The organism is Nostoc sp. JL23 (genome assembly GCF_017115065.1).
Classification (GTDB): Bacteria; Cyanobacteriota; Cyanobacteriia; order Cyanobacteriales; family Nostocaceae; genus Nostoc; species Nostoc punctiforme_A.
The window spans coordinates 1-24,639 of record NZ_JABXKN010000142.1 but is presented as its reverse complement, the minus strand read 5'-3'; the positions used below and the strand labels follow the sequence as shown (position 1 = coordinate 24,639).

General features: G+C 41.8%; 27 protein-coding genes and 1 pseudogene. 16 read left to right on the top strand and 12 right to left on the bottom strand.

The window, feature by feature from the left end:
• Window positions 1-111: 111 nt before the first annotated feature.
• Window positions 112-843, top strand: a complete 732-nt coding sequence (locus tag HWQ42_RS30040) for an iron-containing redox enzyme family protein (RefSeq protein WP_292818455.1) — start codon at window positions 112-114, stop codon at window positions 841-843.
• 169 nt (window positions 844-1,012) lie between these two features.
• On the opposite strand, the gene HWQ42_RS30035 is transcribed toward HWQ42_RS30040, so the two are convergent.
• Window positions 1,013-1,918 (bottom strand): CoB--CoM heterodisulfide reductase iron-sulfur subunit B family protein, encoded by a 906-nt coding sequence (locus HWQ42_RS30035; protein ID WP_292729328.1) that lies wholly within the window; start codon window positions 1,916-1,918, stop codon window positions 1,013-1,015.
• 419 nt (window positions 1,919-2,337) lie between these two features.
• Between HWQ42_RS30035 and acpP the strand changes: the two genes are divergently transcribed.
• From acpP to HWQ42_RS30010, 5 genes are all read left to right on the top strand, one after another.
• Entirely contained in the window at window positions 2,338-2,592 is a 255-nt protein-coding gene (acpP, locus tag HWQ42_RS30030) for an acyl carrier protein (protein ID WP_292729325.1), read from the top strand.
• A gap of 235 nt (window positions 2,593-2,827) precedes the next feature.
• On the top strand, window positions 2,828-4,078 hold the full coding sequence (gene fabF / locus HWQ42_RS30025) for a beta-ketoacyl-ACP synthase II (RefSeq protein ID WP_292818452.1): 1,251 nt from the start codon (window positions 2,828-2,830) through the stop codon (window positions 4,076-4,078).
• 334 nt (window positions 4,079-4,412) lie between these two features.
• Window positions 4,413-6,440 carry a transketolase gene (gene tkt, locus HWQ42_RS30020; RefSeq protein WP_292818449.1) on the top strand — a complete coding sequence of 676 codons (2,028 nt, stop codon included), beginning with the start codon at window positions 4,413-4,415 and terminating at the stop codon, window positions 6,438-6,440.
• Between the two features lie 124 nt (window positions 6,441-6,564).
• Window positions 6,565-6,858, top strand: a complete 294-nt coding sequence (locus HWQ42_RS30015; RefSeq protein WP_292818446.1) for a hypothetical protein — start codon at window positions 6,565-6,567, stop codon at window positions 6,856-6,858.
• Window positions 6,859-6,868: 10 nt separating this feature from the next.
• A complete protein-coding gene (locus HWQ42_RS30010; protein ID WP_292818443.1) occupies window positions 6,869-7,285 on the top strand; it encodes a type II toxin-antitoxin system VapC family toxin in 417 nt (138 codons plus the stop codon).
• A gap of 133 nt (window positions 7,286-7,418) precedes the next feature.
• On the opposite strand, the gene HWQ42_RS30005 is transcribed toward HWQ42_RS30010, so the two are convergent.
• From HWQ42_RS30005 to HWQ42_RS29995, 3 genes are all read right to left on the bottom strand, one after another.
• The gene (locus HWQ42_RS30005) at window positions 7,419-7,610 is read right to left on the bottom strand and encodes a hypothetical protein (protein WP_292818440.1); all 192 of its coding nucleotides are present in this window, start codon (window positions 7,608-7,610) and stop codon (window positions 7,419-7,421) included.
• 239 nt (window positions 7,611-7,849) lie between these two features.
• Window positions 7,850-8,929: a hypothetical protein gene (locus HWQ42_RS30000; RefSeq protein ID WP_292818437.1), complete on the bottom strand. Its 1,080-nt coding sequence runs from the start codon at window positions 8,927-8,929 to the stop codon at window positions 7,850-7,852.
• 53 nt (window positions 8,930-8,982) lie between these two features.
• Window positions 8,983-9,966 (bottom strand): hypothetical protein, encoded by a 984-nt coding sequence (locus HWQ42_RS29995; protein ID WP_292818434.1) that lies wholly within the window; start codon window positions 9,964-9,966, stop codon window positions 8,983-8,985.
• A gap of 511 nt (window positions 9,967-10,477) precedes the next feature.
• Between HWQ42_RS29995 and HWQ42_RS29990 the strand changes: the two genes are divergently transcribed.
• From HWQ42_RS29990 to HWQ42_RS29970, 5 genes are all read left to right on the top strand, one after another.
• Entirely contained in the window at window positions 10,478-11,230 is a 753-nt protein-coding gene (locus HWQ42_RS29990) for a response regulator transcription factor (protein ID WP_094349166.1), read from the top strand.
• A 53-nt stretch (window positions 11,231-11,283) separates the two neighbouring features.
• Window positions 11,284-12,603: an ATP-binding protein gene (locus HWQ42_RS29985; RefSeq protein ID WP_292818431.1), complete on the top strand. Its 1,320-nt coding sequence runs from the start codon at window positions 11,284-11,286 to the stop codon at window positions 12,601-12,603.
• A 28-nt stretch (window positions 12,604-12,631) separates the two neighbouring features.
• Window positions 12,632-13,300 carry a phosphate signaling complex protein PhoU gene (gene phoU, locus HWQ42_RS29980; protein WP_292818428.1) on the top strand — a complete coding sequence of 223 codons (669 nt, stop codon included), beginning with the start codon at window positions 12,632-12,634 and terminating at the stop codon, window positions 13,298-13,300.
• 445 nt (window positions 13,301-13,745) lie between these two features.
• Entirely contained in the window at window positions 13,746-14,363 is a 618-nt protein-coding gene (locus HWQ42_RS29975; RefSeq protein WP_292818425.1) for a Crp/Fnr family transcriptional regulator, read from the top strand.
• A gap of 148 nt (window positions 14,364-14,511) precedes the next feature.
• Window positions 14,512-16,161, top strand: a complete 1,650-nt coding sequence (locus HWQ42_RS29970; protein ID WP_292818422.1) for an iron uptake porin — start codon at window positions 14,512-14,514, stop codon at window positions 16,159-16,161.
• 80 nt (window positions 16,162-16,241) lie between these two features.
• On the opposite strand, the gene HWQ42_RS29965 is transcribed toward HWQ42_RS29970, so the two are convergent.
• Window positions 16,242-16,502 (bottom strand): hypothetical protein, encoded by a 261-nt coding sequence (locus tag HWQ42_RS29965; protein WP_292729270.1) that lies wholly within the window; start codon window positions 16,500-16,502, stop codon window positions 16,242-16,244.
• Window positions 16,503-16,737: 235 nt separating this feature from the next.
• Here HWQ42_RS29965 and HWQ42_RS29960 point away from each other — a divergent pair, with 235 nt between their 5' ends.
• Entirely contained in the window at window positions 16,738-17,343 is a 606-nt protein-coding gene (locus HWQ42_RS29960) for a DUF3318 domain-containing protein (protein WP_292729268.1), read from the top strand.
• Between the two features lie 233 nt (window positions 17,344-17,576).
• Complete coding sequence (locus HWQ42_RS29955) at window positions 17,577-17,768, top strand: hypothetical protein (RefSeq protein WP_292818419.1); 192 nt, start codon at window positions 17,577-17,579, stop codon at window positions 17,766-17,768.
• A gap of 185 nt (window positions 17,769-17,953) precedes the next feature.
• On the opposite strand, the gene HWQ42_RS29950 is transcribed toward HWQ42_RS29955, so the two are convergent.
• The 7 genes and pseudogenes from HWQ42_RS29950 to HWQ42_RS29920 form a co-directional block, all read right to left on the bottom strand.
• Complete coding sequence (locus tag HWQ42_RS29950) at window positions 17,954-18,358, bottom strand: hypothetical protein (RefSeq protein WP_292818416.1); 405 nt, start codon at window positions 18,356-18,358, stop codon at window positions 17,954-17,956.
• A 334-nt stretch (window positions 18,359-18,692) separates the two neighbouring features.
• Window positions 18,693-18,845: pseudogene (locus HWQ42_RS29945) on the bottom strand (Uma2 family endonuclease); the annotation flags it as partial.
• 23 nt (window positions 18,846-18,868) lie between these two features.
• Window positions 18,869-19,642 carry a 1-(5-phosphoribosyl)-5-[(5-phosphoribosylamino)methylideneamino]imidazole-4-carboxamide isomerase gene (gene hisA, locus HWQ42_RS29940; RefSeq protein ID WP_292818413.1) on the bottom strand — a complete coding sequence of 258 codons (774 nt, stop codon included), beginning with the start codon at window positions 19,640-19,642 and terminating at the stop codon, window positions 18,869-18,871.
• 47 nt (window positions 19,643-19,689) lie between these two features.
• Window positions 19,690-19,989 carry a DUF3593 domain-containing protein gene (locus tag HWQ42_RS29935; RefSeq protein WP_292818410.1) on the bottom strand — a complete coding sequence of 100 codons (300 nt, stop codon included), beginning with the start codon at window positions 19,987-19,989 and terminating at the stop codon, window positions 19,690-19,692.
• Window positions 19,986-20,321, bottom strand: coding sequence for a DUF2499 domain-containing protein (locus HWQ42_RS29930; protein ID WP_292818407.1), 336 nt, complete (start codon window positions 20,319-20,321; stop codon window positions 19,986-19,988). The genes HWQ42_RS29935 and HWQ42_RS29930 overlap by 4 nt, the downstream gene beginning before the upstream one ends.
• Window positions 20,322-20,693: 372 nt before the next feature.
• Entirely contained in the window at window positions 20,694-21,692 is a 999-nt protein-coding gene (locus tag HWQ42_RS29925; RefSeq protein ID WP_292818405.1) for a glycosyltransferase family 2 protein, read from the bottom strand.
• A gap of 113 nt (window positions 21,693-21,805) precedes the next feature.
• A complete protein-coding gene (locus HWQ42_RS29920; protein WP_292818402.1) occupies window positions 21,806-22,504 on the bottom strand; it encodes a TVP38/TMEM64 family protein in 699 nt (232 codons plus the stop codon).
• Between the two features lie 423 nt (window positions 22,505-22,927).
• Between HWQ42_RS29920 and csaB the strand changes: the two genes are divergently transcribed.
• Genes csaB through HWQ42_RS29905 form a run of 3 tightly spaced genes read left to right on the top strand, consistent with a single transcriptional unit; the run spans window position 22,928 to window position 24,483 of the window.
• A complete protein-coding gene (gene csaB / locus HWQ42_RS29915; RefSeq protein ID WP_292818399.1) occupies window positions 22,928-23,974 on the top strand; it encodes a polysaccharide pyruvyl transferase CsaB in 1,047 nt (348 codons plus the stop codon).
• Between the two features lie 30 nt (window positions 23,975-24,004).
• A complete protein-coding gene (locus HWQ42_RS29910; RefSeq protein ID WP_292818396.1) occupies window positions 24,005-24,322 on the top strand; it encodes a hypothetical protein in 318 nt (105 codons plus the stop codon).
• Window positions 24,319-24,483: a hypothetical protein gene (locus HWQ42_RS29905; RefSeq protein ID WP_292818393.1), complete on the top strand. Its 165-nt coding sequence runs from the start codon at window positions 24,319-24,321 to the stop codon at window positions 24,481-24,483. The genes HWQ42_RS29910 and HWQ42_RS29905 overlap by 4 nt, the downstream gene beginning before the upstream one ends.
• Window positions 24,484-24,639 lie beyond the last annotated feature (156 nt).

The following is a 24,639-nucleotide window of genomic DNA, read 5'->3' as shown; positions in this document are numbered from 1 at the left end:
GTACAAAGGGTATGTATTTTTTGCTATGTAACCTGCGTGAATAATTGTCCAGACATTCACGCCCAGTTAGACAATTAAGCATCAATAAAAATCCACTTATCCCCTAGAATAATGACTGCAATTCTTTCTTTGGATACTAAGATTTCCAACCAATTACAACAAGTTTTGTTAGAACTCACAACAGCACAGGATTTGTCTCTACATCCCTTTGTTCAACGCTTTGCTAATGGAGAATTTTCACAAGACGCAATCCGCCAGTTTGCTATAAAAATGCTACCTGGCTCAAACAGATTCAATATGGCTTTTCTGAAAGTTGCATCCAAAATGGATAGTTACCATGCTAGAACGATTATGCTAGAAAATGCATTTACAGAGCATGGAGAACTCAACTCAGACCTTGCTCATGTAGCATTATTTATGCGTTTTATGAAAGGTATTGATTGCCCTCAGATTGATATCAATGCCGACGATGGAGCGTTTCTCATTCCAGCCTTACGCTTTAAGAAATTTGAAATTTGTGATGATGAACCTATAGTACGCTCTTTAGGAAGATTTGCAGCAATTGAGCAAGTTTTACCTGGAATTTTTATCAAATATATCGAAGGACTTCGTAAGATATTTGAAGGGATTGATGACCATACTATCGAATATTTTCATCTCCACTGCCACTTAGATCCAGAACATACAGATGAATTGATTCAAGTAGCCCAAATTTATACCAAGTCTGAGAAAGATGTTGAACTCTTCCGGGAAGGAGTTGAAGATATGGTTAAATCAATTGGCGATATGTTTTCTTGGATGGATGAAAATCTCGAAAAAGAAGCGTTAACTTTACGAAGCTAATACCAAAGCAATTCTCAAAATTAGAGTTTAATTAAAGTTATCCAAAATTACCAGTCTTATATATTGTAAGTTGGTTAATTTTGGAAATTTTTTTATCAAAACAATTATTACTGTCCAAAGTCCAATCAATTAACCAGACAAGGGACTTAAGCCCCTTGTACTCCATAAACTAAAATCCTAATTTTTCCAACACTGACTTTGTGGAAACAACGTGACGGTCTAAACCCAATTCTTTTGGACTAACCCCAAGTGCCAAAGCAATCAACTGGGGTAAATGTAACACTGGTAAACCTAGCTTTTGTTCAATCACTTTTTCTACCTCTGGCTGACGGGAATCTAAATTTAAGTGGCACAGAGGACAAGGTGTAACTATACAGTCAGCCCCAGATGCTAAAGCGTCCTGAATATGCATCCCCGCCATCTTAAAAGATTGGGTAGTGGCATAACTAGAAAGCGGCCAACCACAACATTGTGTCCGTCCTCGGTAATAAATTGGTGTTGCGCCTACCGCCCGAAACATATTTTCCATCGCTTCCGGTTGGAAAGGGTCATCATAAGGCATAGATTTTTGGGCGCGGAGGAGATAACAGCCATAAAAAGCCGCACATTTTAATCCAGTTAACTTTCGGGTGACACGTTTGGTAATTTCCTCTAAACCGTAATCTGTTACTAAGGCGTAAAGAAGATGTTTAACGTCAGTACTGCCGCGATAAGGCGAACAGCCTTCTTTATGTAGCAAGCCATTAACCTGTTCAATATAAACAGGGTTAGAAGTCTTACATTCTTTCAGGTGTTCGTTGACGTGACCGATAACACCTTGACAAGTGCTGCAATGGGTAAGTAAGGGTAGATTTAATTCTTCTGCTAGGGCAATATTTCTGGCGTTGACTGTATCTTCTAGCAGTTGCGAATCTTCTTTAAATGTGCCGGAACCGCAGCAAGCAGCTTTTTTAAGTTCAACTAATTCAATACCCAGTGCTTGGGTAAGCGCTTGAGTTGATTGGTAAAGTTCCCGACAGGCTCCTTGAGCAACACAACCGGGGAAATAAGCGTATTTCAGTGTCTGAGGTAGCATAGAAGTATGTTTGGGTTAGAGCGATCGCTCTAAACAATAACTGTTTTATCATTCCCTTGTTAGCACCATTCTGATGTTTGACGTTTAGCTACCCTTTAACCTAAACAGTTAGGGGTTGCGGCATCTAGATATTCTTAACTGCTAGCAAGGCCGTAAATACTGATCGAGACATTGTAAAAAATTTTAGCAATAATTGGAAAACCGAAGCATTTACACGGTATCGGCGATGGCGTAGCACGCTCCACTGCTCAAGTGTTTTCAGAAAACTTACCCTATTTATTTTAAAAATGGCAGATGTTTTCTAGCAGAAAAACCCTTGGAAGTATGCGGGCGATCGCGCTTGACGATAAGATGTATATGCTCAAAACAATGTCTCCTCTAAAGAGCAGATCGTAGCAAGTGGTTAAGGACTTTTATTTATGAGCCAAGCGGAACTTTTTGAAAAGGTCAAGAAAATCGTTGTCGAACAACTGAGTGTTGATCCCCCAGATAAAGTCACACCACAAGCCAAGTTTATGGAAGACCTGGGAGCAGATTCTCTCGATACCGTTGAGTTGGTGATGGCTTTGGAAGAAGAATTTGATATCGAAATTCCCGATGAAGCTGCGGAGCAGATTACATCCGTTCAAGACGCAGTAGATTACATCAATAACAAAGTTACCGCATCAGCTTAACTGAGGATTGGAATTGGGGATTGGGATTGGGGAGATTTTTCTCTAATATCTAGCCACTCTTCGCCTGACGCTGCTAATGTCACTAATGCTGACGTTAACGACAGTCACTTGAAGTCAGCAAATCCGATGCCAGTCGCTCGTAAAGGAAATCTTTAAGACCGCGCTGGCTCACCAGTACCTAGTCGCTAACCTCAAATTTTTTGCCTGCTGCTTTTTCGCCATTTTTAACTGAATCATGACAGATCATACACGTAAACGCGTTGTTGTAACTGGTGTTGGCGCGATTACACCTATAGGTAACACAGCAACAGAATATTGGAATGGATTATTGAGTGGACGTAATGGCATTGACTACATCACATTATTTGATGCGTCTCGCCATGATTGCCGGATTGCTGGTGAGGTGAAAAACTTCGATCCACATGATTACTTGGAGCGCAAAGAGGCCAAGCGCATGGATCGATTTTCCCAATTTGGGGTTGCGGCAGCAAAACAGGCTCTAGCTAACTCGGAGTTAGCGATCAATGACCTGAATGCAGAACAGGTAGGTGTGATGATCGGTTCTGGCGTTGGTGGGATTAAGGTATTAGAAGACCAGCAAACTATCTACCTCAACCGTGGCCCCGATCGCTGTAGTCCATTCATGATCCCGATGATGATCGCCAATATGGCCGCAGGATTAACGGCAATTCATACGGGTGCTAAAGGTCCAAACTCTTGTCCTGTAACTGCCTGTGCCGCTGGCTCTAACGCTGTAGGCGATGCTTTTCGCTTAATTCAAGGGGGATATGCCCAAGCGATGATTTGCGGGGGAACGGAATCAGCTGTCACACCATTGTCGATAGCTGGGTTCGCCGCCTGCAAAGCACTCTCTTTTAACAATGATGACCCGGCTCATGCTTGCCGTCCCTTTGACCGCGATCGCAACGGATTTGTCTTGGGTGAAGGTGCGGGAATTTTAATTCTCGAAGAACTGCAACACGCCCTAAGTCGCGGCGCTCACATTTATGCCGAAATGATCGGCTATGGCATGACCTGTGATGCCTACCATATCACCTCCCCCGTACCCGGTGGACTCGGAGCCGCTAGAGCGATAGAACTAGCTCTTAAAGATGCTGGCATAACTCCCGAACAAATTAGCTATATTAATGCCCACGGCACTAGTACCCCAGCTAATGATTCAACTGAAACCTCAGCAATCAAAAAAGCCTTGGGAGAACATGCTTATAAGGTGGCAATTAGCTCCACCAAATCAATGACAGGTCATTTATTGGGCGGTTCTGGAGGTATTGAAGCAGTCGCAACAGTACTAGCGATCGCAAATGACCAAATTCCACCGACAATCAATCTGGAAAATCCCGATCCAGAATGTGACCTAGATTACGTGCCTAACTCTAGCCGCGCTCAAAAAGTCGAGGTGGCAATATCCAATTCTTTTGGGTTTGGCGGTCATAATGTCACACTGGCCTTTAAGAAATACGTTTAAAAGAAGTCAGGAGGCAGGAGGGAGGAGGCAGAAGGCAGAAGGCAGGAGGCAGGAGTCAGGAGTAAGAATTTAGAATTCAGTAGTTTAATCCAACTCTGCTCGTTTGCCCCATGCCCCATGCCCAATGCCCAAAGTATCAGAAATATCATTCCGATATAACTTAAGCGTTCAGCATGACCCAATTATCTGCTTGATTTATCACCAGAAACTCAGGAGATCCCGCTTGTCCATCGACAAGCGGGAGTGGGATGATGAGGATACTGTGGGGAATCTAAAATAACCCCAGCAAAAGAAGCTACGAAGAGTGCTAACCCGTCGTTAAAAACAAGAGATTATGACTGTTGCAACCCAATCCGCCAAAGAATTGTCCGTCGAAGAACTGGCTATTAACTCGATCCGCTTCTTGGCTATTGATGCCGTAGAAAAGGCAAAATCGGGACACCCAGGACTACCAATGGGCGCGGCTCCGATGGCTTTTGTCCTCTGGGATCGCTTTTTGAAGTTTAATCCCAAGAATCCCAAATGGTTTAACCGCGATCGCTTTGTCTTGTCAGCCGGTCATGGCTCGATGTTGCAGTACGCCCTGCTTTACTTGACAGGCTACGATAGCGTCACCATTGAAGATATCAAGCAATTCCGTCAATGGGAATCCAAAACCCCTGGACACCCCGAAAACTTCATGACCCCAGGCGTGGAAGTCACCACTGGCCCCTTGGGTCAAGGAATTGCCAATGGAGTCGGTTTAGCGCTCGCCGAAGCGCACCTTGCCGCAAAATTTAACAAACCCGATACCAAGATTGTTGACCATTACACCTACGTAATTGTAGGTGACGGTTGCAACATGGAAGGAATTTCTGGTGAAGCTTGTTCTTTTGCAGGACACTTGGGATTAGGCAAACTCATCGCTCTGTATGACGACAACCACATTTCCATCGACGGTTCCACAGATGTGGCATTCACCGAAGATGTTTCCAAGCGGTTTGAAGCTTACGGTTGGCACGTCCAACACGTCGAAGATGGCAATACCGATTTAGAAGCGATCGCCAAAGCAATTGAAGCAGCCAAAGCTGTTACCGATAAGCCTTCTTTCATCAAAGTAACAACCATTATTGGTTACGGTTCCCCCAATAAAGCAAACACTGCTGGCGTTCACGGCGCTGCCCTTGGTGGAGATGAAATAGCATTGACTCGGAAAAATTTGGGTTGGGAATACGAGCCTTTCGTAATACCCGAAGAAGCCCTCAACCACACACGCAAAGCAGTTGAGCGCGGTGCAGGCTACGAAACCGAATGGAACAAAACCTTTGCGGACTACAAAGCTAAGTATGCCCAAGAAGCGGCTGAATTTGAACGTTACCTAAGCGGCAAGCTACCCGACGGTTGGGATAAGGTACTACCCACCTACACCCCCGAAGACAAAGGACTACCCACCCGTAAACACTCAGAAACCTGCCTCAACAAACTAGCGGCGGTATTACCTGAATTGATTGGTGGTTCGGCTGACTTAACCCACTCCAACCTGACCGAAATCAAGGGCAAGAGCGACTTCCAAAAAGGGCACTACGAAAACCCCAACATCCACTTTGGTGTGCGGGAACATGCTATGGGCGCAATCTGTAATGGTATAGCGCTGCACACTTCGGGATTAATTCCCTACGGTGCTACCTTCTTAATCTTCACAGATTATATGCGTGCTGCCATCCGCTTATCCGCCCTTTCCCAAGCTGGCGTGATTTGGGTGATGACCCACGATTCCATTGGACAAGGTGAAGATGGGCCAACACACCAACCCATTGAAACTCTAGCTTCCTTGCGAGCTATTCCTAATTTATTAGTGTTTCGTCCCGCAGACGGTAACGAAACCTCTGGCGCTTATAAAATAGCGATCGAAAAAGCGAAGCAAAACGCTCCATCTCTATTGGCGTTCACCCGTCAAAACGTTCCCAACTTGGCTGGTACATCGGTTGAGGGCGTAGCAAAGGGTGGATACACCGTGGTAGATAGCGAAGGTACACCCGATATCATCCTGATTGGTACTGGTTCAGAATTGAGCCTCGCCGTTGGCGCAGCCGAAAAACTTAAGGCTGAAGGCAAGAAAGTTCGTGTTGTTTCACTACCTTCATGGGAACTATTTGAAGCACAGGATGCGGCTTATAAAGAGTCCATTCTGCCAAAAGCTGTTACCAAGCGTTTGTCTGTAGAAGCTGCCGCTAGTTTCGGTTGGCACAAATACGTGGGTACTGAAGGCGATACTGTTAGTATCGATCGCTTTGGTGCTTCGGCTCCAGGCGGTGTTTGTTTAGAGAAGTTTGGTTTTAGCGTTGATAATGTGTTAGCTAAAGCTAAACAATTGTTGGGTTAATAGCAACAGAATATTCTCAAAATATTGTGGGGTGGGCTGAAAGGCCCGCTTTTTTTTTACATAGAGAAGGGCTGAGGAAGATTAACTATAATTGAATAAATCACTGAAGAACTGGGAGGAAGTTATGCAGGAAGTTTCGGGGAAAAGAGAGCTAGCGATCGCACGGTTATCAAAAACCGTCGATAAGTTAATTCAAGATAATAGTCTCTATCAAGAAAGATTAGATAAACAAGAAATTATTCAACATCTAGTTAATTTATTGGATAAGTTTTCACCAGAATTTATAAATGCTCTTTCTGAGGGAGAATTAACAGATAGAATTGATAGTATTCTAGTAATAGAGGCAGTTTCTGGAACATTAAATGATTTAACACCAGAGCAAATAGAGATGTTTGATGCAGCAGTAAAAAGGAGATAGGAATAAAATAATGGGCTATCTTCTCGACACGAATATATTAACGGCTATTCTGAAGAATAATCAGAAGGTAAATAGTAACCTAGAGGAGGTGCGTTTTCTAGGAGAAGATGTATTTATAAGTTGTATAACATATTTTGAATCCAAAAGAGGATTGCTTTATGCAAATGCTACCAGACAGATATCTGATTTAAATGAATTCTGCCGAAATTATAAAATTTTATTTTTGGATGATTTAGAAATTATAGAAAAAGCCTGTGAAATTCATGCAGATTTAAAGAGAAAGGGTAGGAAAATACAAGAGGCTGATGTATTGATAGCGGCTACAGCGATCGCACGCGGATTAATTCTGGTTTCTAACGATTCTGACTTGCTGCGAGTTGAAGGACTAAGCTTGGATAATTGGCTATCAACAGATTCTTATAAATAAAAGCTTCGTCTCTATTTAAATTTACATTTATCCTTGTGACACTTGTGTTTAAAAACCGGATTTTTCTGAAAACCCGGTTTATAGTCCTAAATTCCTACTAACTTGTCTAAAATAGCCCTAGCGCGAGAATCATTTACTCCTCCTGCTGTCCGATAAAAACCTCCCATTCATCAGAAGTAATTTGTAAATACGATTTGTATTTATCTGCTGATGCTCTCAGCCTTTGTTTGTAATCTGGATAGGAATATATTTTAAGGTAGCGTCCGCGATTACCTGTGCGGCGAACCTTTACTTTCCACTCACGATTATGGCTGTCAGTAATCAATGATACTTTTAATGTAAATAATATTGTAGTAGATATTAAAACTTAGTATTATGTCTAGTCAAGAACAAAATTTTAACAAAGCATTGAAGCAAACGCAGGCTAGCCCAACAAAGAAGAAGAAAGTACAACCTCCTTCAGACCTCAAAAAACCAAAGAAAACTGAATAAAAAGCATTAGAGTTACTTGTAGAGACTTAAATTCAATTAAGTCTCTGCAATTTTCATCAAAAATAAATCAGCTTATTTATTTTTCGCTTGAGTCTTTGCCTGTTCTAAAGCTATTTCTTTGATTGCCTGATATGAATTAACATTTGAAGTACCTTCAATGGCTTTAACTGCCAAATCCTGAACTTGTTTGAGAGCAGATTCCAGTTGTTTAGAAAGATTTTGAATTCGCGTCTCTTGATTAGTAATAGTTTGTTCTAGAGATTGCAGTCTTTGTTCATAGAAACGCTTTTGCCCTTCCACTTCCTTAGAATATAAATCTGATTTTATTTTCGCTTGGTAGTGGGCGATGCCTTTGCCTTCTTCTGTAGCTTTTTTGATAGCTGCTTCTTTATCTTTCGGAAAAGCCTCTACCTTGGCTTTTAACTCTTCAAATTGTTTCTCTCTCTCAGAAATTGCTTTCTCCCGTTCAGCCCACTGCTTTTCTGTTTCTTGTAGTAATTCTTCCAATTGCTTATATAGGGCTTTCTGCTCTTGTTCGTATTCGTCATTTTGCAGTTGCCGCTGGAGTTCTAAATTATAGTTGTACTCTGCTGCATCGCGTTGCCGAGTTTTATTCAAGTTTTCATTCCGTTCTTTTATTGCCCGTTGCTGTTCCTCTTGTTCTTTTCCCCAAGTATTTCTTTGCTCTAGTATTTCTTGGAATAACACTTCAGAACGTTGGCTATACTCTTCCTGATAAGCTTTAGTATTATCTTCATAGGCTTGAATGAGAGTATCCAAAATATCATCAGAAATTTCTAAATTATGCAGTTGTGTTAATTGTTGGATTTCTTCTTCTAAAGTCCGGCTAATTTCTTCCAATTTAGAGGATTTTGTGGTTAGCTGTTCCGATAATTCATTAGCAGCACTGCCAAAACCTAATTGAATCTTTGCCAAGCTTTCAATTGTATTGTTCATCTTATGTTGGACACTAGAAAGCTGATTCATAGCTGTTTTTTGTTCTAATTTAGGCTGTTCTTTAGTTCCAGACTGGTTTTCTATGGCAACTTTATCGAATTCTGATTTCAGTGCTGCTTTTTCTTTTGCCAACTCCTCATACGCCTGAAGAATTTCTACTTTAGTATTCTTATCAGTCGGTTTTTTTCCCACCACAACAAACCTCCTCTTCAGGAATTCAAAATTATTAAGATGCTACAAACTCACAACTATTTAGGGTTAGAACTACCAAAAGCCCTCATGGCTAAGTCTTGTGCTTGTTTTAATGCAGTTTGCAATTGAGCAGAAATACCTTCTATTTGCTCAGATTGTTTCTTAATTGTTTCTTCCAGAGATTGAATTTTTTGTTCATAACTCTGTTTATTCGATTCCCATTCTCTTTCAAATAAATCAGCCTCAATTTTAGCTTTTTGGCTTGTTTCTTTAATTGCTTCTTCTCTAGCCTTCTTAACGGCTTCTTCAAGTTCGTTGGGAAATGTAGTTACTTTTTGTTCATAATCTGCAAAGAGTGGTTGGCGTTCAGCGAAGATTTTTTCTCTCTCTGCCCAATCTTTCCCTTTCTTCTGAGAGTTTTCTTGTATTTCCCTTTGTTGTTGGCGCTTTATCCCTTCGTAGCTGTCTGTATTGAGTTTGCGAGTAGTTTCTAACTTATACTGAAATTCTTCTTGTTCTTGCTGGCGATCTTTGGCTAATAAATCATTGTATACTTTGAGTTTTTCTTCATACTCTGCTTGCTCTTTTTGCCATTCTTTCCGCCTGATTGTAATTTCTTTCTCTAGTGCTTCCTTTTTGCTAATAGTATCTTGTTCGAGAATTTTTAATTTTTCTTGGTGTTCTTGACTTAAAACGTCTAGAGTATCCGCTACAACTCTAATTTGTTGCAGTTCTTGTAGACGTTGGGTTTCAATTTCTATAGCTCGGTTCAATTCATCTAACTTGGAATTTTCCTGAGCTAGTTTTTCAGATAATCCGTTGAGAATACTGCCAAACTCCAATTGTAAATCAGCTAAACCTTTGACAATACTATCAACTGTATATGCAGAAGCTGCTTGCAGAATTTCTTGACTTTTTGCCTTTTCTGCTTCCTCTTGTTTAGTTGCTATTTTAGATTCAAGTTTTTTTCTTTGAATAATAATTTGTTGAAATGCTTGCATTAGTTGTTGTTTGCTGTCCTTGACTCCAACTGTAGTCATCTTCCAACTCCCTTCAATAGGCAAATGATTTATTGGGTAGCAAGCCATACCAATGACTACCCTATGCAGACATCAGAGTAGCCTTTGAATCAACATTTTTAACGCAGTGGAAATACTGAAATGATCCACATCTGACACTTAGTGGGTACGAAGTTTCCACATATATGCCTTTCTGTTTTTCAGGTATAGTTTTCCCTTTGAGCTTTGATAGTATTTTTGTACTAAGATAAATATACTTAATTTAATCTCCTCTGTCAAGATAATCTTCACGCAATCATGTCTTTGGATCTTTTGAAGACAGAATCGAAAATTCAAAGTCTTCAATTCAAAAACTATTAGAAGCTTGCAGCCACAGTGATTTATGATTTAGGAGACTGCTGTCGTATATGTTACTTTTTGTAAATAAAATATAAAAGAATTAACCCTAGTAGAAGCGCGGTTGCAGTAAGGCGAGATAATAAACTCATCATCCTAATTGATACAAGCACAGTCGTAGACTTTTGTGATATCAATGTATACCAGTGAATCGACCAAATACTCTGCCAGAACGGACATTGGACAAACCAGCCGTATTCTAGTAGTAGAAGATGAAGAATTAATCCAGGAAATGCTAGCTGTAGCTCTGGAAGAAGAAGGTTACGGGGTGATAACTGCTCCCGATGGGCGGTCTGCTATAGAGTATCTCAAAAGTTTTGAAACCAATTCAGGGGAACTTCCCTTCGATCTGGTCATTCTTGATTTGATGCTACCGCAAATCAATGGGCTAGATATTTGCCGTTTGCTGCGTCATCAAGGCAACCCAGTACCGATTTTAATGCTCAGTGCTAAGGGTAGTGAAACTGACCGTGTTTTGGGGTTGGAAGTGGGTGCAGATGACTACCTGACCAAACCCTTTAGTATGCGCGAGTTAGTGGCTCGTTGTCGCGCTTTACTCCGCCGCCAACGCCTAAGTAATTTACCACCAATACCAGTATTAAAATTTAAGGATGTCTCCTTAAATCCCCAAGAATGTCGCGTGCTAGTTCGCGGTCAAGAAGTGAGTCTTTCTCCCAAAGAGTTCCGCTTGCTGGAACTGTTTATGAGTTACGCCCGCCGGGTATGGTCACGGGAACAATTGCTCGATCAGGTTTGGGGGCCGGATTTTGTCGGCGATAGTAAAACTGTAGATGTTCACATTCGGTGGTTGCGCGAAAAATTAGAGCAAGACCCCAGTCATCCCGAATATATTGTGACTGTAAGAGGTTTTGGCTATAGGTTTGGATAATTAGTTGGGATAGTTGTTAGTTTTTAGTAGTCACCAAAAAACTAACAACTCAAATGCTTTTATTGGGATTTTTTCTGGGTTTAGCGGTAGGCATTGGGTTTTGGATTTGGCAACAGGTTCAACTTAACCGCTACCTGGGGCGCTTACTTCGACCGTTAACCTTGCGTTCTGACAAGATAGGACTGCTGCTGATTCCTGGGTTGCGGCAAGAAATAGCGATGGTGAAACAGCAGCGGCAAGATTTGCAGCAGTCGTTGCAAACTTACCAAGACCTGCTAGATTTTGCACCAGTGGGATATTTGCAGGTGGATGAGGAAAATCAACTGCTGTGGTGCAATCGACAGGCGCAGGAAATTTTGTATCTGCAAAGGTGGCAACCAGAACAGGTGCGCTTGTTATTGGAGTTGGTAAGGTCTTACGAACTTGACCATTTAATTGAGCAAACTCGCGATCGCCAAAAACCACAGAGGGGAGAATGGGTATTTCATCCATCTTGTGATGATGCGGCAGAGATGGGAACAATCAAATCTCTGGCTTTGCGGGCTTCTAGCTTGCCTTTACCTAATGGACAAGTAGGAGTATTTTTAGAAAATCGTCAACCCCTATTAGATATAAATCAAATACGCGATCGCTCTTTTTCCGATCTAGCACACGAACTCAGAACGCCGCTAACTTCGATTCGCTTGGTTGTAGAAACTTTACAAAATCGCTTGGAACCACCTTTAAATCGCTGGGTTAACCGCCTCATGCAAGAAGTTGACCGACTGATCAACTTAGTGCAAAGCTGGTTAGAACTTACCCAAATGGAAGCAAACCCAAATATGCAATTGCAAGCCAAAGCTGTAGAATTGCGATCGCTAATTACATCTGTTTGGGAAACGCTAGAACCCTTAGCACAGCGTCAACATCTGTCTTTTTCTTATTCTGGCCCCGAAAATCTGTGGATTAAGGCAGATAAAGCCAGGATTTACCAGGTTTTTCTCAACTTGCTAGACAACAGCATTAAGTACAGTCCTCCTTGCACAAGTATTCATGTTGAAGCGAAAATCTTATCCACAAAGGATAATGAACCTGTTTCTTCAATCCTGGAAATAAATCTTATTGATTCTGGAGTCGGCTTTTCTGAGGCAGATTTACCCCACGTTTTTGAGCGATTTTATCGAGGAGATAAAGCCCGAACTCATTCCCCCCAAGATAGTAACTCCATAGGAGCGATCGTTGGCAATGGATTAGGATTAGCGATCGTTGAGCAAATTTTAATTGCCCACGGTGGTTCAATCAAAGCGATGAATCATCCAGAAACTGGTGGTGCGTGGATGCAACTCCAATTTCCTGAAGTTATGGCAAACTCCCTAAGCCAAGACTATAGTTAGTAATATCTTCACCTTTGAGACAACAAGTGTGAAAGCCGTCGATTATACTCCCAATCCTCAAAGACCACAACTCGCACGCGCCATTAGGCGCTTAGAACGGGACGTATTACGCATGGGTGCCTTGGTAGAACAATCATTTCGCCTCAGCCACCAAGCGTTATTTGCTCGTAACTTATCAGCAGCTGAGGAACTCCCTCGATTAGATAAAAAGATCGATCGCTTTTATCGTCAAATCGAATCAGAATGTACGGCGATTATGACGCTACAAGCGCCTACAGCTCCCGATTTGCGCTGCTTGAGTGCCTTTATGCAGCTGGTGCGAGATTTAGAGCGCATTGGCGATTATGCTGAGGATTTAGCTGAAATTGCGATTAAAATTTTTCCTTACGCGCCTCATACGTCAATGCCCGACATTGAAGCTATGTCCCTTCACGCGCAGGCGATGCTAGCAACTAGCTTAAAGGCTTTGGGAGATTTCGATGAAGCTAGTGGACGCCGTTTAAAACATCTGGATGATACTGTAGACGATGCCTACGATCGCGTTTATCAGACTTTAGCCCAACAACGAGATGTACCTGGTGTAGTCGAGCCAATTATACTGCTGGCACTGGCAATTCGTTGTCTGGAACGTATGGCAGATCATGCTACGAATATTGGTCAGAGAGTATCATATATTGTCACAGGTCAACGCTCCTAATTGATATGCTGCCCAGATCTCCGACTTCTACCCTTCGGGAAGCCACCCTACTGGTATCTGCAAGAAGTCGGGGATCTAAATCCAGCGATTTAGTAAAGCCATTACACCCTACTCTCTTAATAATTGTTTGCGCCTACATACTTACTTAGTCTTCAGAAAATACCAAATAATTAAAAATAACTTAACTAAATATTTTACTAAAAGTTTACCTATTCTTAAACTTACACAATTAAAGTAACGGATAAACAACAAAAAATTTTGGCTCTATCTCACTGATAGATATCTTAAGCAAAAGTTGTTACCATCAGAAGATTTTGAGTTAGTATCTATCTCTAATTGTGAAGAATAGACTTTCCGATATACAGATAAATTTTGATGCAAATTATTAGAGTTTCTTAATCATTGTAAATAGCGAGATTCCTTGATAATTGCGTAATTACGGTTAATGATGTATTCTCCAAGTCCTACTTCAAACTCTTCTGCCGTGTCAAATAGCTGTGCTTTCAGTAGACAATTACCCCAGCAGATATTTACCCGTCGGGAGGTAATTCCACCTCAAAATGATGTACTTTGGCGCATTGAATACGGTGCAGTTCGTACCTTAACATGGAGTGAAGATGGAACATTCATCACTCTCGGTTATTGGGGACTAGGGGATTTGATCGGCTATCCTTTGTCTAGAGTCAAGCCCTACCAGATTGAATGTCTCACGGGCGTGGAAGTAAGCATTGTGCCACCTCATTTGTGGCATCAGGATATTAATGCTTTGTTGTCTCATATTCAACAAGCAGAGGATCTACTAAGCATTGTGCATCGAAAACCAATTTCGCTACGCTTATGGCAGTTTTTAGTATGGTTAAGTGAAAAATTTGGCCGTGACGTAGATAAGGGAAAGCTAATTGATTTAAATGTTACCCATCAAGATATTGCTGAAGTCTTAAATACTACGCGAGTAACAGTTACTCGGGTCTTACAGCAGCTAGAGGAAGAAGGAACACTTTTTCGTCACAAACGCTGCATTATTTTGCGCCTACCAAATAAATTAATTAAAAACTATATATAGCTCAGCAGCATGTTAACTGAATTGCTTGTAATAATCACAGGATAAAGGTATAATAGTCGCTGTGATTGTGTGTAAAATCCACGAAAGAGAAGTGTTTAAAGCATTTTGTCATGACTGGATTATTGTAGGTGTGAGTGAAAGTAAAAACATGACAAAACGATTCTGGAATCTTTTTAAGGTTAGTCCGGTTGTATTAGCTGCTACATTTTTTGTTGCTAATAGTGCCTTAGCTGCTGAAGTCAACGAACAGGTAACAAATGTTGGCGAGTTATCTGAAACTCAAGAGTCTAACGACATGAGTCAGGTAACATCAGTTTCTCAGTTTTCGGATGTGCAGCCTACAGATTGGGCGTTCCAAGCTTTACAATCTCTAGTTGAGCGCTACGGGTGTATTGCAGGTTATCCTAACAGTACCTATCGTGGGAACCGTGCTTTAACCCGTTACGAATTTGCCGCAGGTTTGAATGCCTGTTTAGATCGGGTTAACGAACTGATTGCTACAGCTACCGCTGATTTGGTCAGCAAACAAGATTTAGCTACTTTACAGCGCTTACAAGAAGAATATTCTGCTGAACTAGCAACTCTGCGCGGTCGTGTTGATGGATTAGAAGCCCGCACTTCTGAGTTGGAAGCTAATCAGTTCTCCACTACCACCAAGTTGGTTGGAGAAGCGATTTTCGCGGTGTCTGATGTTTTTGGTGATACTAGAGCCGCTCGTGGTGGCGATCCTACTCAAGACTTGAATTACAACACCACTTTTAGCGATCGCGTTCGTTTAAACTTATACAGCAGTTTCACTGGTAAAGACCAGTTGCAAATTCGTTTGAATGCTGGAAATATTGTCTCCAATCGTGGTAATGATGCATTGGGTACTGGCACTGGTACCAACATGAGCCGCTTGGGTTTTGATGGAGATAACAACAACTCTGTTGTAATCGATAAAATCAACTATGCTTTCAACTTGACGGATGCAGTGCGTGTCAAAGTTGACGCTACTGGTGGTGAGTTATACGAAAACGTTAATACTTTCAACTCTGACTTTGCAAGCTCTGGTAGAGGTGCGCTCTCACGCTATGGACGTTTCAGCCCCATATATCGCCAAGGTCAAGGTGGCGCTGGTGTAACTGTTACTTTCAATCCTAAAGGCGCCATCAGTTTCAGCGGTGCTTATCTCGCTAGAACTGCTAATGACCCTACCTTGAATAATGGGTTGTTTGATGGTGATAGCGCTATCTTTGGTCAGTTATCTTTCCAACCCACCAAAGCCTTTAATATTGGTCTAACTTACGCTCGCAGTTATCAAACTGATAGTGCTGCCAATAACCTTTTCCAAGGTACAGGTAGTATTTTTGCTAACACTCCTTTTGGGGCTAACACTCGTACCGAATCTAACAATTACGGTGTAGAAGCTACGTTCCAATTTACTCCTAAGTTAGCTATTAGTGGTTGGGGAGGTTATACAACTGCTGATGCAATTACTGGTGCTAATGCAGGTGCAGACGCAGATATTTGGTATTGGGCTGGAGCGCTTGCTTTGAAAGACTTTGGTGGCGAAGGCAACGTTTTAGGCGTGATCTTTGGTCAACCACCTAAAGTTACTGGTGGCAGCATCAAAAATGTCGCCGGCAATACTGCCTTTGACGACAATACTTCTTATCACTTAGAGGGTCTTTACAAGTACAAGGTTTCCGATAATATTCAGGTAACACCTGGCTTGTTGGTAATCTTCAATCCAGAACACAACGACGCTAACGATACTGAATATGTAGGTACTCTACGTACTACTTTCACCTTCTAAAATTGGTGATGCAATATAAAGCTCAGAATTAGATAAACAAAACCCCACTTTTAGGTGGGGTTTTGTTTAGAAAAAATTAGCTATGTAGGATTGTAATCTGGCTGATTGGATATATCTTTTGGGGGGCGATCGCTACTCCAAGCCCACCACACAGAACCACAGTGACAGTAATAAAACTCTTGCCATTTGCGACGACGGTCTTCTGTAAGTACAGGCGATCGCCGATTTAGCCAAACTTTTTCAGCTTCTAGGCTACTTGAGTGACATTTAGGACAGCAAAAATCATAAGCGTGTATTGCCTTATTCGTCCATTCAGGTGGGAGGGGAGAAAAAGCGTCCATGTAGTTACAAATATAGTCTTAATGGCAAGCCAAAATTTTCAAGTTTGGAATTTGGCGGCAAACGAATCACTATAAAATCCCGCCGTACTATCAAACTGCTTAATTAATATTCTTATGACTCGATCTGAATCTATTTTCAAGACTGCGAGAGCATCTCATAAATCAAAGGTTAACACGAAAACTTTATTTTTTACACACCTAGTTACGATGCACATTATGGCTAATAATTAAATTTATGGAGCCAAATGTTGAAATTCGCCGTTTGTTAGATGTGATGCCTGCTTCTGGTCGGATGACGACAAAAATCGTTAGTAAGCCAGAGCAAGCAAAAGTAATTGACGCTTCCTTTCCCCAACCCTGGAACCAAGCGCGACCGATATATATTAATTTTGATTTGTGGCGTCGCTTGCCAAAGCCGCAACGAGATTTGCTGCTGTTGCAGATGGTTAGCTGGTTGACGGGGGTGAAGTGGTTTAAACCCGACATTTATCAAGGTGTGGTGTTGGCTGGGCTGTTAGGCGGAATCTTGGAAGCAGCACAGTCAGATGTAGTGGGCGTTGCTGTAGCTGGGGGATTAAGTGCGATCGCGGCTTTTCGGATCTGGCGCACTAATAAATCTCAAGAGTCAGAGTTAAATGCGGATGCAGCTGCAATTAGAATAGCACAGCGGCGTGGTTATTCAGAAGTTGAAGCAGCACAGCACCTATTATCAGCAATTGAAGCGGTAGCCAAAATTGAAGGACGTTCCAGTTTCAATTTTACTGAGTTGATTCGTTGCCAAAACTTACGAGCGATCGCAGGTTTATCACCAGTGGGTATACCAGAAAGTTATGATAAGTAGAATAAATGTCTCTGCTGCCCATTTGTAGCAACATTTAAAGTGAAAAGTCTTTATATGAGTTTTTGAGAGTGATCAATCAAAAACCTCAATGAGGCTATTTTACACTGGAATAAGAGAATAGATATCAAAACTGGGGAGTTTTGTCATACCTTCTCGGTGTTGCTTATGAGGTGATTACCTCGTGTGGTAAAACTTAACTTAAATTCTGTCAGTTACTAACGGAGTTGATGGGAATGAGTACCTTAATTTTTATTGGCTTGATAGGGGTTTACGGAGGCGGCGCTTGGAAGTTTTGGAATGGGTTTGAACGGACTAATTTTAATCCAACTTTGACTAATCGGATTGGTTTATCTTTGCTATGGCCAGCTTTGTTTATTACAAATCAGTCTTATCGTCGAAACTTTAGAAAGGCGTTGAAGGGCTAGAGATTACTATTAAACCTAACGTCATCCAATCCTGACGGGGTATATATCTCAAATAAATTTAACCTAAAACCTCGCTTTCCTAGTAGGCAAGCGAGGTTAGGTTTGCTCCTTTTACGAAGGATAAGAATTAGGGAGGGATAAATTCGTTAACCCTTGGAAAATATCTCAGCTGATGAATTTATCAATTATTTACCATTGGTTAATAGATGGATTGCTCCACCTACAGCTGCACCATCAATAGCATTGCCAAGGGTATCTCTCTTATCGCCAGTAATTACACCAGTTACTGCGCTAGCGCCTGCACCGACTCCGACATCTTGAGCAGCGTTCCGCTGACGGCGACCGCGAGTATTTCTCAAACCATTTGCACCATTGACGGCTGCACCAGTGACACCACCTTTAACAGCATTCCCTAATACACTGCCATTTCCCCTAACAGCTCCGGTTACAACGTTGGTAACAGCCCCAATACCTGCATCTCTTAGTACTTGGTCATCAGCAGCAGCGGGTTTGGCGGGAACTAAGGTTACACCAGTTAAACTTGCAGCCATGAGGCTGGGTAAAAGTGCGCGTTTTAGGATTTTATTCATTGTGTTACCTTCTCAAAACATCAAACAATTGTCTAAAAACCAAAGTTACTAGAGTCTGATAGAATCTGAATTTTTTATCTGAACTACAGCAACTATTTATTGTTTGAGAACATATTCATTATTGCATTTGCAAAGTCATAATTGTATCTACTGAAAGCATGAATATAAATTCAGCCTACAGAAGGCCTTGCTAATTTTTTAAATCATACAAGGGATTACATCTTGACAAAATCAATTAAATATGTAGTGTAATTTTTTCCGAATTAGCAAGGGATTCGGAATCATAAATAACGTAGTGTTTACCTTATCTATCTAAAGATAGTTGCCAAAATAATTAAACTAACTTGTCGTGGTTAATATTTAATTCTCTTAGTTTAGCTGCCAAGCGTTGTGTAGGCGTAGCCCGTCGTAGACATCGCTCCCATCCTGTTTGTAGCAAATTACCCTGATTATCCCACCAGCGCAACCAGGGTAATTCTAAATTTTGATCGCGGCTTTGCCAAGAAAATGTCAAGCAAAGGTAGAAAAACCGACATTGGGTGGAATATCCTGAATTCGTCCAGGCCCGATCGCTCGTAATGCTTCTTTGAGTAAAATATCCCCAGTATACAAAGCACGTCCGACAATTACGCCAGTCACGCCTTGAGGTTCTAACGCCAACAAACTCAACAAGTCGGTGACAGAACTTACCCCGCCAGAAGCAATTATCGGGATGGAAATTGCTGCTGCAAGTTCTCGCAAAGCTTCTAAATTTGGGCCTGTAAGTGTACCATCCCGGTGGATATCTGTATAAATTATGGCGGCTGCGCCCAATTCTTGCATTTGTACAGCCAGTTGAGTTGCTAAAACTTCCGAGGTTTCTAACCAGCCGCGAGTTGCGACTCGACCGTTACGGGCATCAATACCGATAATAATCTGTTCGGGAAATTCTTGGCAAAGTTCTTGCACTAACTGGGGTTGTTCTACGGCAATGGTTCCGAGAATTGCCCACTGTATGCCTAGATTAAATACTTGTTGTACACTGGTGCGATCGCGCAATCCTCCACCAATTTCAATGGGTACTGACACTGCTTGAGCGATCGCTTCAATTGCCGCCAAGTTTGCTACTTTACCTGCTTTGGCACCGTCTAAATCAACTATATGCAATCTGGTAGCACCTTGATCTACCCACTGTTTGGCAACATCAGCAGGGTTTTCGCTAAAAACTTGTGAGCGATCGTAGTCTCCCTGATACAGTCGCACACAGTGCCCTTCTAGTAAATCAATCGCTGGAATTACGTCCATTTAACTCTTCCTCATTGCAATCAAAACGCTATCTATAGCTGAATTTACTATTTTTCATTTTTCATTTGTAATTGCCTTACAGCTTGCCCAAAACCCAGCACAAGCAAGATGTTAGAAAGCGTCAAAAATAGTTCTGCACCACCGTGCAACCAATCTACATTGGCCAAAGACTTACCATAATGCAATACAGCATAAATCCCCGCCGGGATGGTAATTGCAACAAAAACGAGAGTGCCGTAAAATCCATACAGCGCTAAACGCGGCATTTGCGGACTGCGGCTGATAAACCACAAGAAACCCAAATAGGGAAACAGTGAAAGTGCAAACAGGGTTTCTTTAGAAATCATTGCTCTGATTTGATAGATTGTGATTCAACAGTGTTAACAGATTTGGTAGAACGCCAAATCAAAAACGCCGCTGCCCAAAGCGTAAAATTACCAACTAAAGTCATGGTAGCTTGAAGCGTTACCATCCATTCCAAAGATTCGGCGTTGTCGAAATAATGCCAGGTACAAGCACACATAGCGCTGACTAAAGCTGGTAACATAGCCAGGGATAATCCCCACCAGCTGCGGTTATTAGTTAGTTCGCCGTAAGTCCAGATTAACCAAATGGCCACAATCCACTCAATAACGCTAGAAACATGAATAATCCAGGTGGGAATCGAAAGGGTGTGCATAAGAAAGCTAGGAGTTGAGAATTAGGGATTTGGAGTAGAGAGTAGCACTGTCAAGGTGATATGTAACTTGAATTTTATCGAAACAGAATACATGCGTCAGTCGCCAGAATGGGCTAAACCTTAGCTATCCGCTAACAGTTGGGTATTTTGTGCGACTGGTGGATAGCGCAGCGTAAAGCCTTCTCTTCTCTTTCAGAGACGCTAACGCGAACGAGAGGCTGCGCCAACGGCATGGCTTGTCTGCGACACGCTGCGCGAACGCTTAGAGCGAAGAATGAGCGTCGCGTCTTCATTCTGACTCCTGAATTGTGACTTCTGAATTCTTCTTCAAATTTGTTTAAACAAACCTTTATTATGCAACGCCAAAGATCCTTATTTGTAAGCGTCTTCTAAATTATCTAGTTTGTCAGAATTGCTCGTTGGGTTGGAGGATTTGCGATCAAAACCACCTACCTCTGCCAAAGTATAGAGGGGTCTGGCTTTAACTTCTTCGTAGATGCGTCCTATATATTCGCCTAAGATACCAACACTTACTAACTGCACAGATCCGAGAAAGAAAATTGCCATCAAAATAATCGTAAACCCAGTTAAAGGCGAATGGGGGACAAAAAGACGCCAATACAAGACTAATAAAGCCATAAAGATGGCCGCCGCCGCTGCTAGTAAGCCTAAGTAGGTTGATAACCGCAGTGGCACTATTGAAAAGGACACTAGACCATTGATAGCAAGGGCTAAGGATTTGCTAAAAGTGTATTTAACTTCCCCAGCAAAGCGGGGGTTGCGCTCGAACTGAATTGCTGTTTGCTGAAAGCCAACCCAAGAACGTAAACCACGAATATAGCGGGTACGTTCTGGCATAGAATTGAGAATATCTACAATCTGCCGATCCATTAGACAAAAATCACCAGTATCAGTAGGAATTTCTACATCTGCAAGCTTCTTAAGGATTCGATAAAAAGAGTAGGCAGTAAAACGCTTAAACCATCCTTCTTTAAGGCGTTGAGTGCGTTGAGCGTAGACGACTTGATAGCCCTGTCGCCATTTTTCAACCATGTCGGGGATTAATTCTGGTGGATCTTGTAAGTCAGCATCAAGGATGACAATAACTTGACCCCGAACAAAATTAAGACCAGCAGTTACTGCAATTTGATGACCAAAGTTACGAGCAAAGCTCAGATAGCAAATGCGCGGGTCTTTTTGATGGAGGTCTCGTAGTAATTGTAGGGAGCGATCGCGGCTACCATCATTGATTAAAATTAATTCGACAAGCCCATCCATCCGATTCATTACTGCACTCAGTCTGCGGTATAGTTCTGGAATAATTTCTTCTTCGTTATAAATGGGAACAATGAATGAATACTTTGGTAACATCTAAAAATATTGTTTAATTTTTTAACAGCTGACAGACTGCTTGTAATTATAAAGATTTGCTTCTCACCATACCTAATAAGACTCAAGTCAGATTGTTATAGTTTATTTATTCTTTAGGTTGAGTCATCTGAAGAGTCTGATTGTTTAAGCTTTTCTACAGCTTTTTTGGGAAAAGTTCGACGATGACGATACCAAGTAGACCCGGCTACAAGCGTTCCAGTTAAGCCTAATGCAAGGACTAGCGGCAAAAAATCTCCTGTATTCACTGCCTTCAGACCAGAACTACCTAGTAATACAAAAGGTAAGACACTAGGAACAGTACCAAGTGTTGTACCTAGAACATAATCTTTAAAACTAATCGAAGTCAGTCCCGCGACAAAGTTGACCAAGCCATAGGGCATGATTGGTACTAATCGGATGGCAAACATATAAAAAAGCCCTCCACGACGCACCTCAGCATCCATCGCTTGCCAGCGTCCTGCTAGTCGTTTTGCAACTGCTTTGCGTCCAATAGTCCGAGTAAAAATGAAGGCAATTATTGCTGCAATGACTGCTCCAACACTAGTCCAGACAGTACCCAGCCAAGGGCCAAAAATGGCACCTCCAGTCAAATTTAGTACTGTTGAGGGCAAAACTAACATGGTTGCCACAACGTACAAAGCAATATAAATAATAGGTGCCCAGATACCAGAAGATTTCAGCAAAGCTTGAATTTGTGCTGGTTCAATGCCACCAAGAAGATATACGGTTATACCAGTTGCAATTATGCAACTCAGTGTGAGTAGCAAAATACCAGTTTTCAAGTTCCACATTAGAACTCTACTCCTACTTTTTGTGTAACAAAACCCATCTTTTTAAAATTTAAATCCTTGTAGAGACACGAAATTTCGCGTTTCTACAAGGATTTTTCGTTAGATGTCTTTTCACTAGATGTCTATTCTATTAGCTAGTTTTAGCGATCGGTGATCGTAACCTTTATCCAAGTATCGAAGTATCCAAGCACAGACCAAGAAACCGCAAGATAGCAAGACTTCTGTCGATAAAACCGGAAATCAACACTTCGGAGTTGAAAAAATGTAATTAATTATAGCGGCTGCTATCCTGGTTAGGACAAGTCTGCTATGGATAGCTGTGACGTTTGACCACTGCTATAGAACTTGGGAATGAGTTTACCATCTATATGGGAGACAGAGATTCATTTAACAATAGCTATTAATCAAAATCTAAAATCCAAAATGGTCAACATACGGGCATTATTGTCTGGGTATTACGGTAAAAGTAATGGTGGTGACGAAGCTTTATTGGCAACGCTTTTGCAAATGTTACCATCTCACGTAACGCCTGTGGTGCTTTCTGGTAATCCAAATGAAACGCGCGATCGCTACAATGTAGAAACCTACGATCGCATGGCTCCTTTCGCTGTACTACAAGCTTTGCGTTCTTGTGATGCCTTGATTTGGGGCGGTGGAAGTCTCATTCAAGATGTCACCAGTACCATCAGCCCATTTTATTACGGGGGACTGATGGCACTGGCGCAGAAAATGGGTTTGAAAACCATTGCTTGGGCGCAGGGTATTGGCCCTTTGGTGCGTCCGCAAACTCGTTGGTTAGCACGGCAAACTTTTAGTAATTGTACCAAAATCAGTGTCCGCGATCGCGGTAGTGCGGCTTTATTATCTGATTGGCAAATTCCTTGTATTATAGCTCCAGACCCAGTTTGGGCGTTGGAATCTAAACCAGTACCGGGACTTTGGGATTTACCTGCGCCGAGAGTTGCGGTAACGTTGCGATCGCATCCCCAACTTACAGAAAAACGTCTAGCAAATTTAACTCGTGCTTTAGTTGACTTTCAAAAAGCTACGCAAGCTTTTATTTTACTACTACCGTTTCAAAAAAGTGAAGATTTAAGTATTGCCGAAGCTATTCAACCACATCTTAAGGATGTCAGCCAGATTTTGTGTCTGGAAGATCCGCAACTTTTAAAAGGTGTGTTTCGCGGCGTTGAAATGGCAATTGGAATGCGTTTGCACAGCTTAATTATGGCTGCTGCTGAAGGTTGTCGCTGCTTTGCTCTGAGTTATGACCCCAAAGTAAATCGCCTGATGGAAGATTTAGAAATGCCTGGATGGGATTTAACGAGTTTACCCGATGACCCCAATTTAATTGGTCTGACTTGGATGGAGCATTACGCCAATGGCGATCCTTTATCATCAGAGAAAATCCAATGTTTGGTGGATGGCGCTTTACTACACTGCGAGTTGTTGAGTGAAGCCTTAAGTTAAGTTTTTGTCTAGATATGAACAGGGAATGATATGACACAGATATCTCAGCCAAGACGCACCCGCATTTTACCAGCATCAACCTTAGTCTCTGAAGAAGTACACCAGCGTCAGGAACAACGTGATGCTCTTGCTATGCGGTGTCGTGCTGTTTTCGAGCGCTTACGTCCAACTCTGATCGACACGTATTATAACTGGCATATTGCTATCGACCCTGAAACAGAACGGTATCTCATTGACCCAACACTCTTGGGAATAATGCAAAAAATTCATGATGCTTATGGCAACACTAACGAAGTAAAACTTACTATATTTCGACTCAACGATACAGGAACCTGCGGCAGGTTATGATTTCAGGTTCGTTTGGGGATAATGGCGAACTATTCTTTGAAATTCAGCTTGTTGCTGCTGCTAATAATGACAAATTTTCTGTTGAAGCTTTACTCGATACTGGGTTTACAGATGGTTGGTTAGCTATCAATACTCAAGATTTGGAAGTATTGGAGTGGTAGTGGTCATTGATGACCGCACAGATTGAAATGCGGACAGCACGAGGAGAAGCACGATTCGATATCTATGAAGGCAAACTTATTATTGATGGAACTGAAGTTATGGTTGAGTCGATGGGGGATATTATTCCCCGCACCTCTCAGTTAAATCTGGGCGTG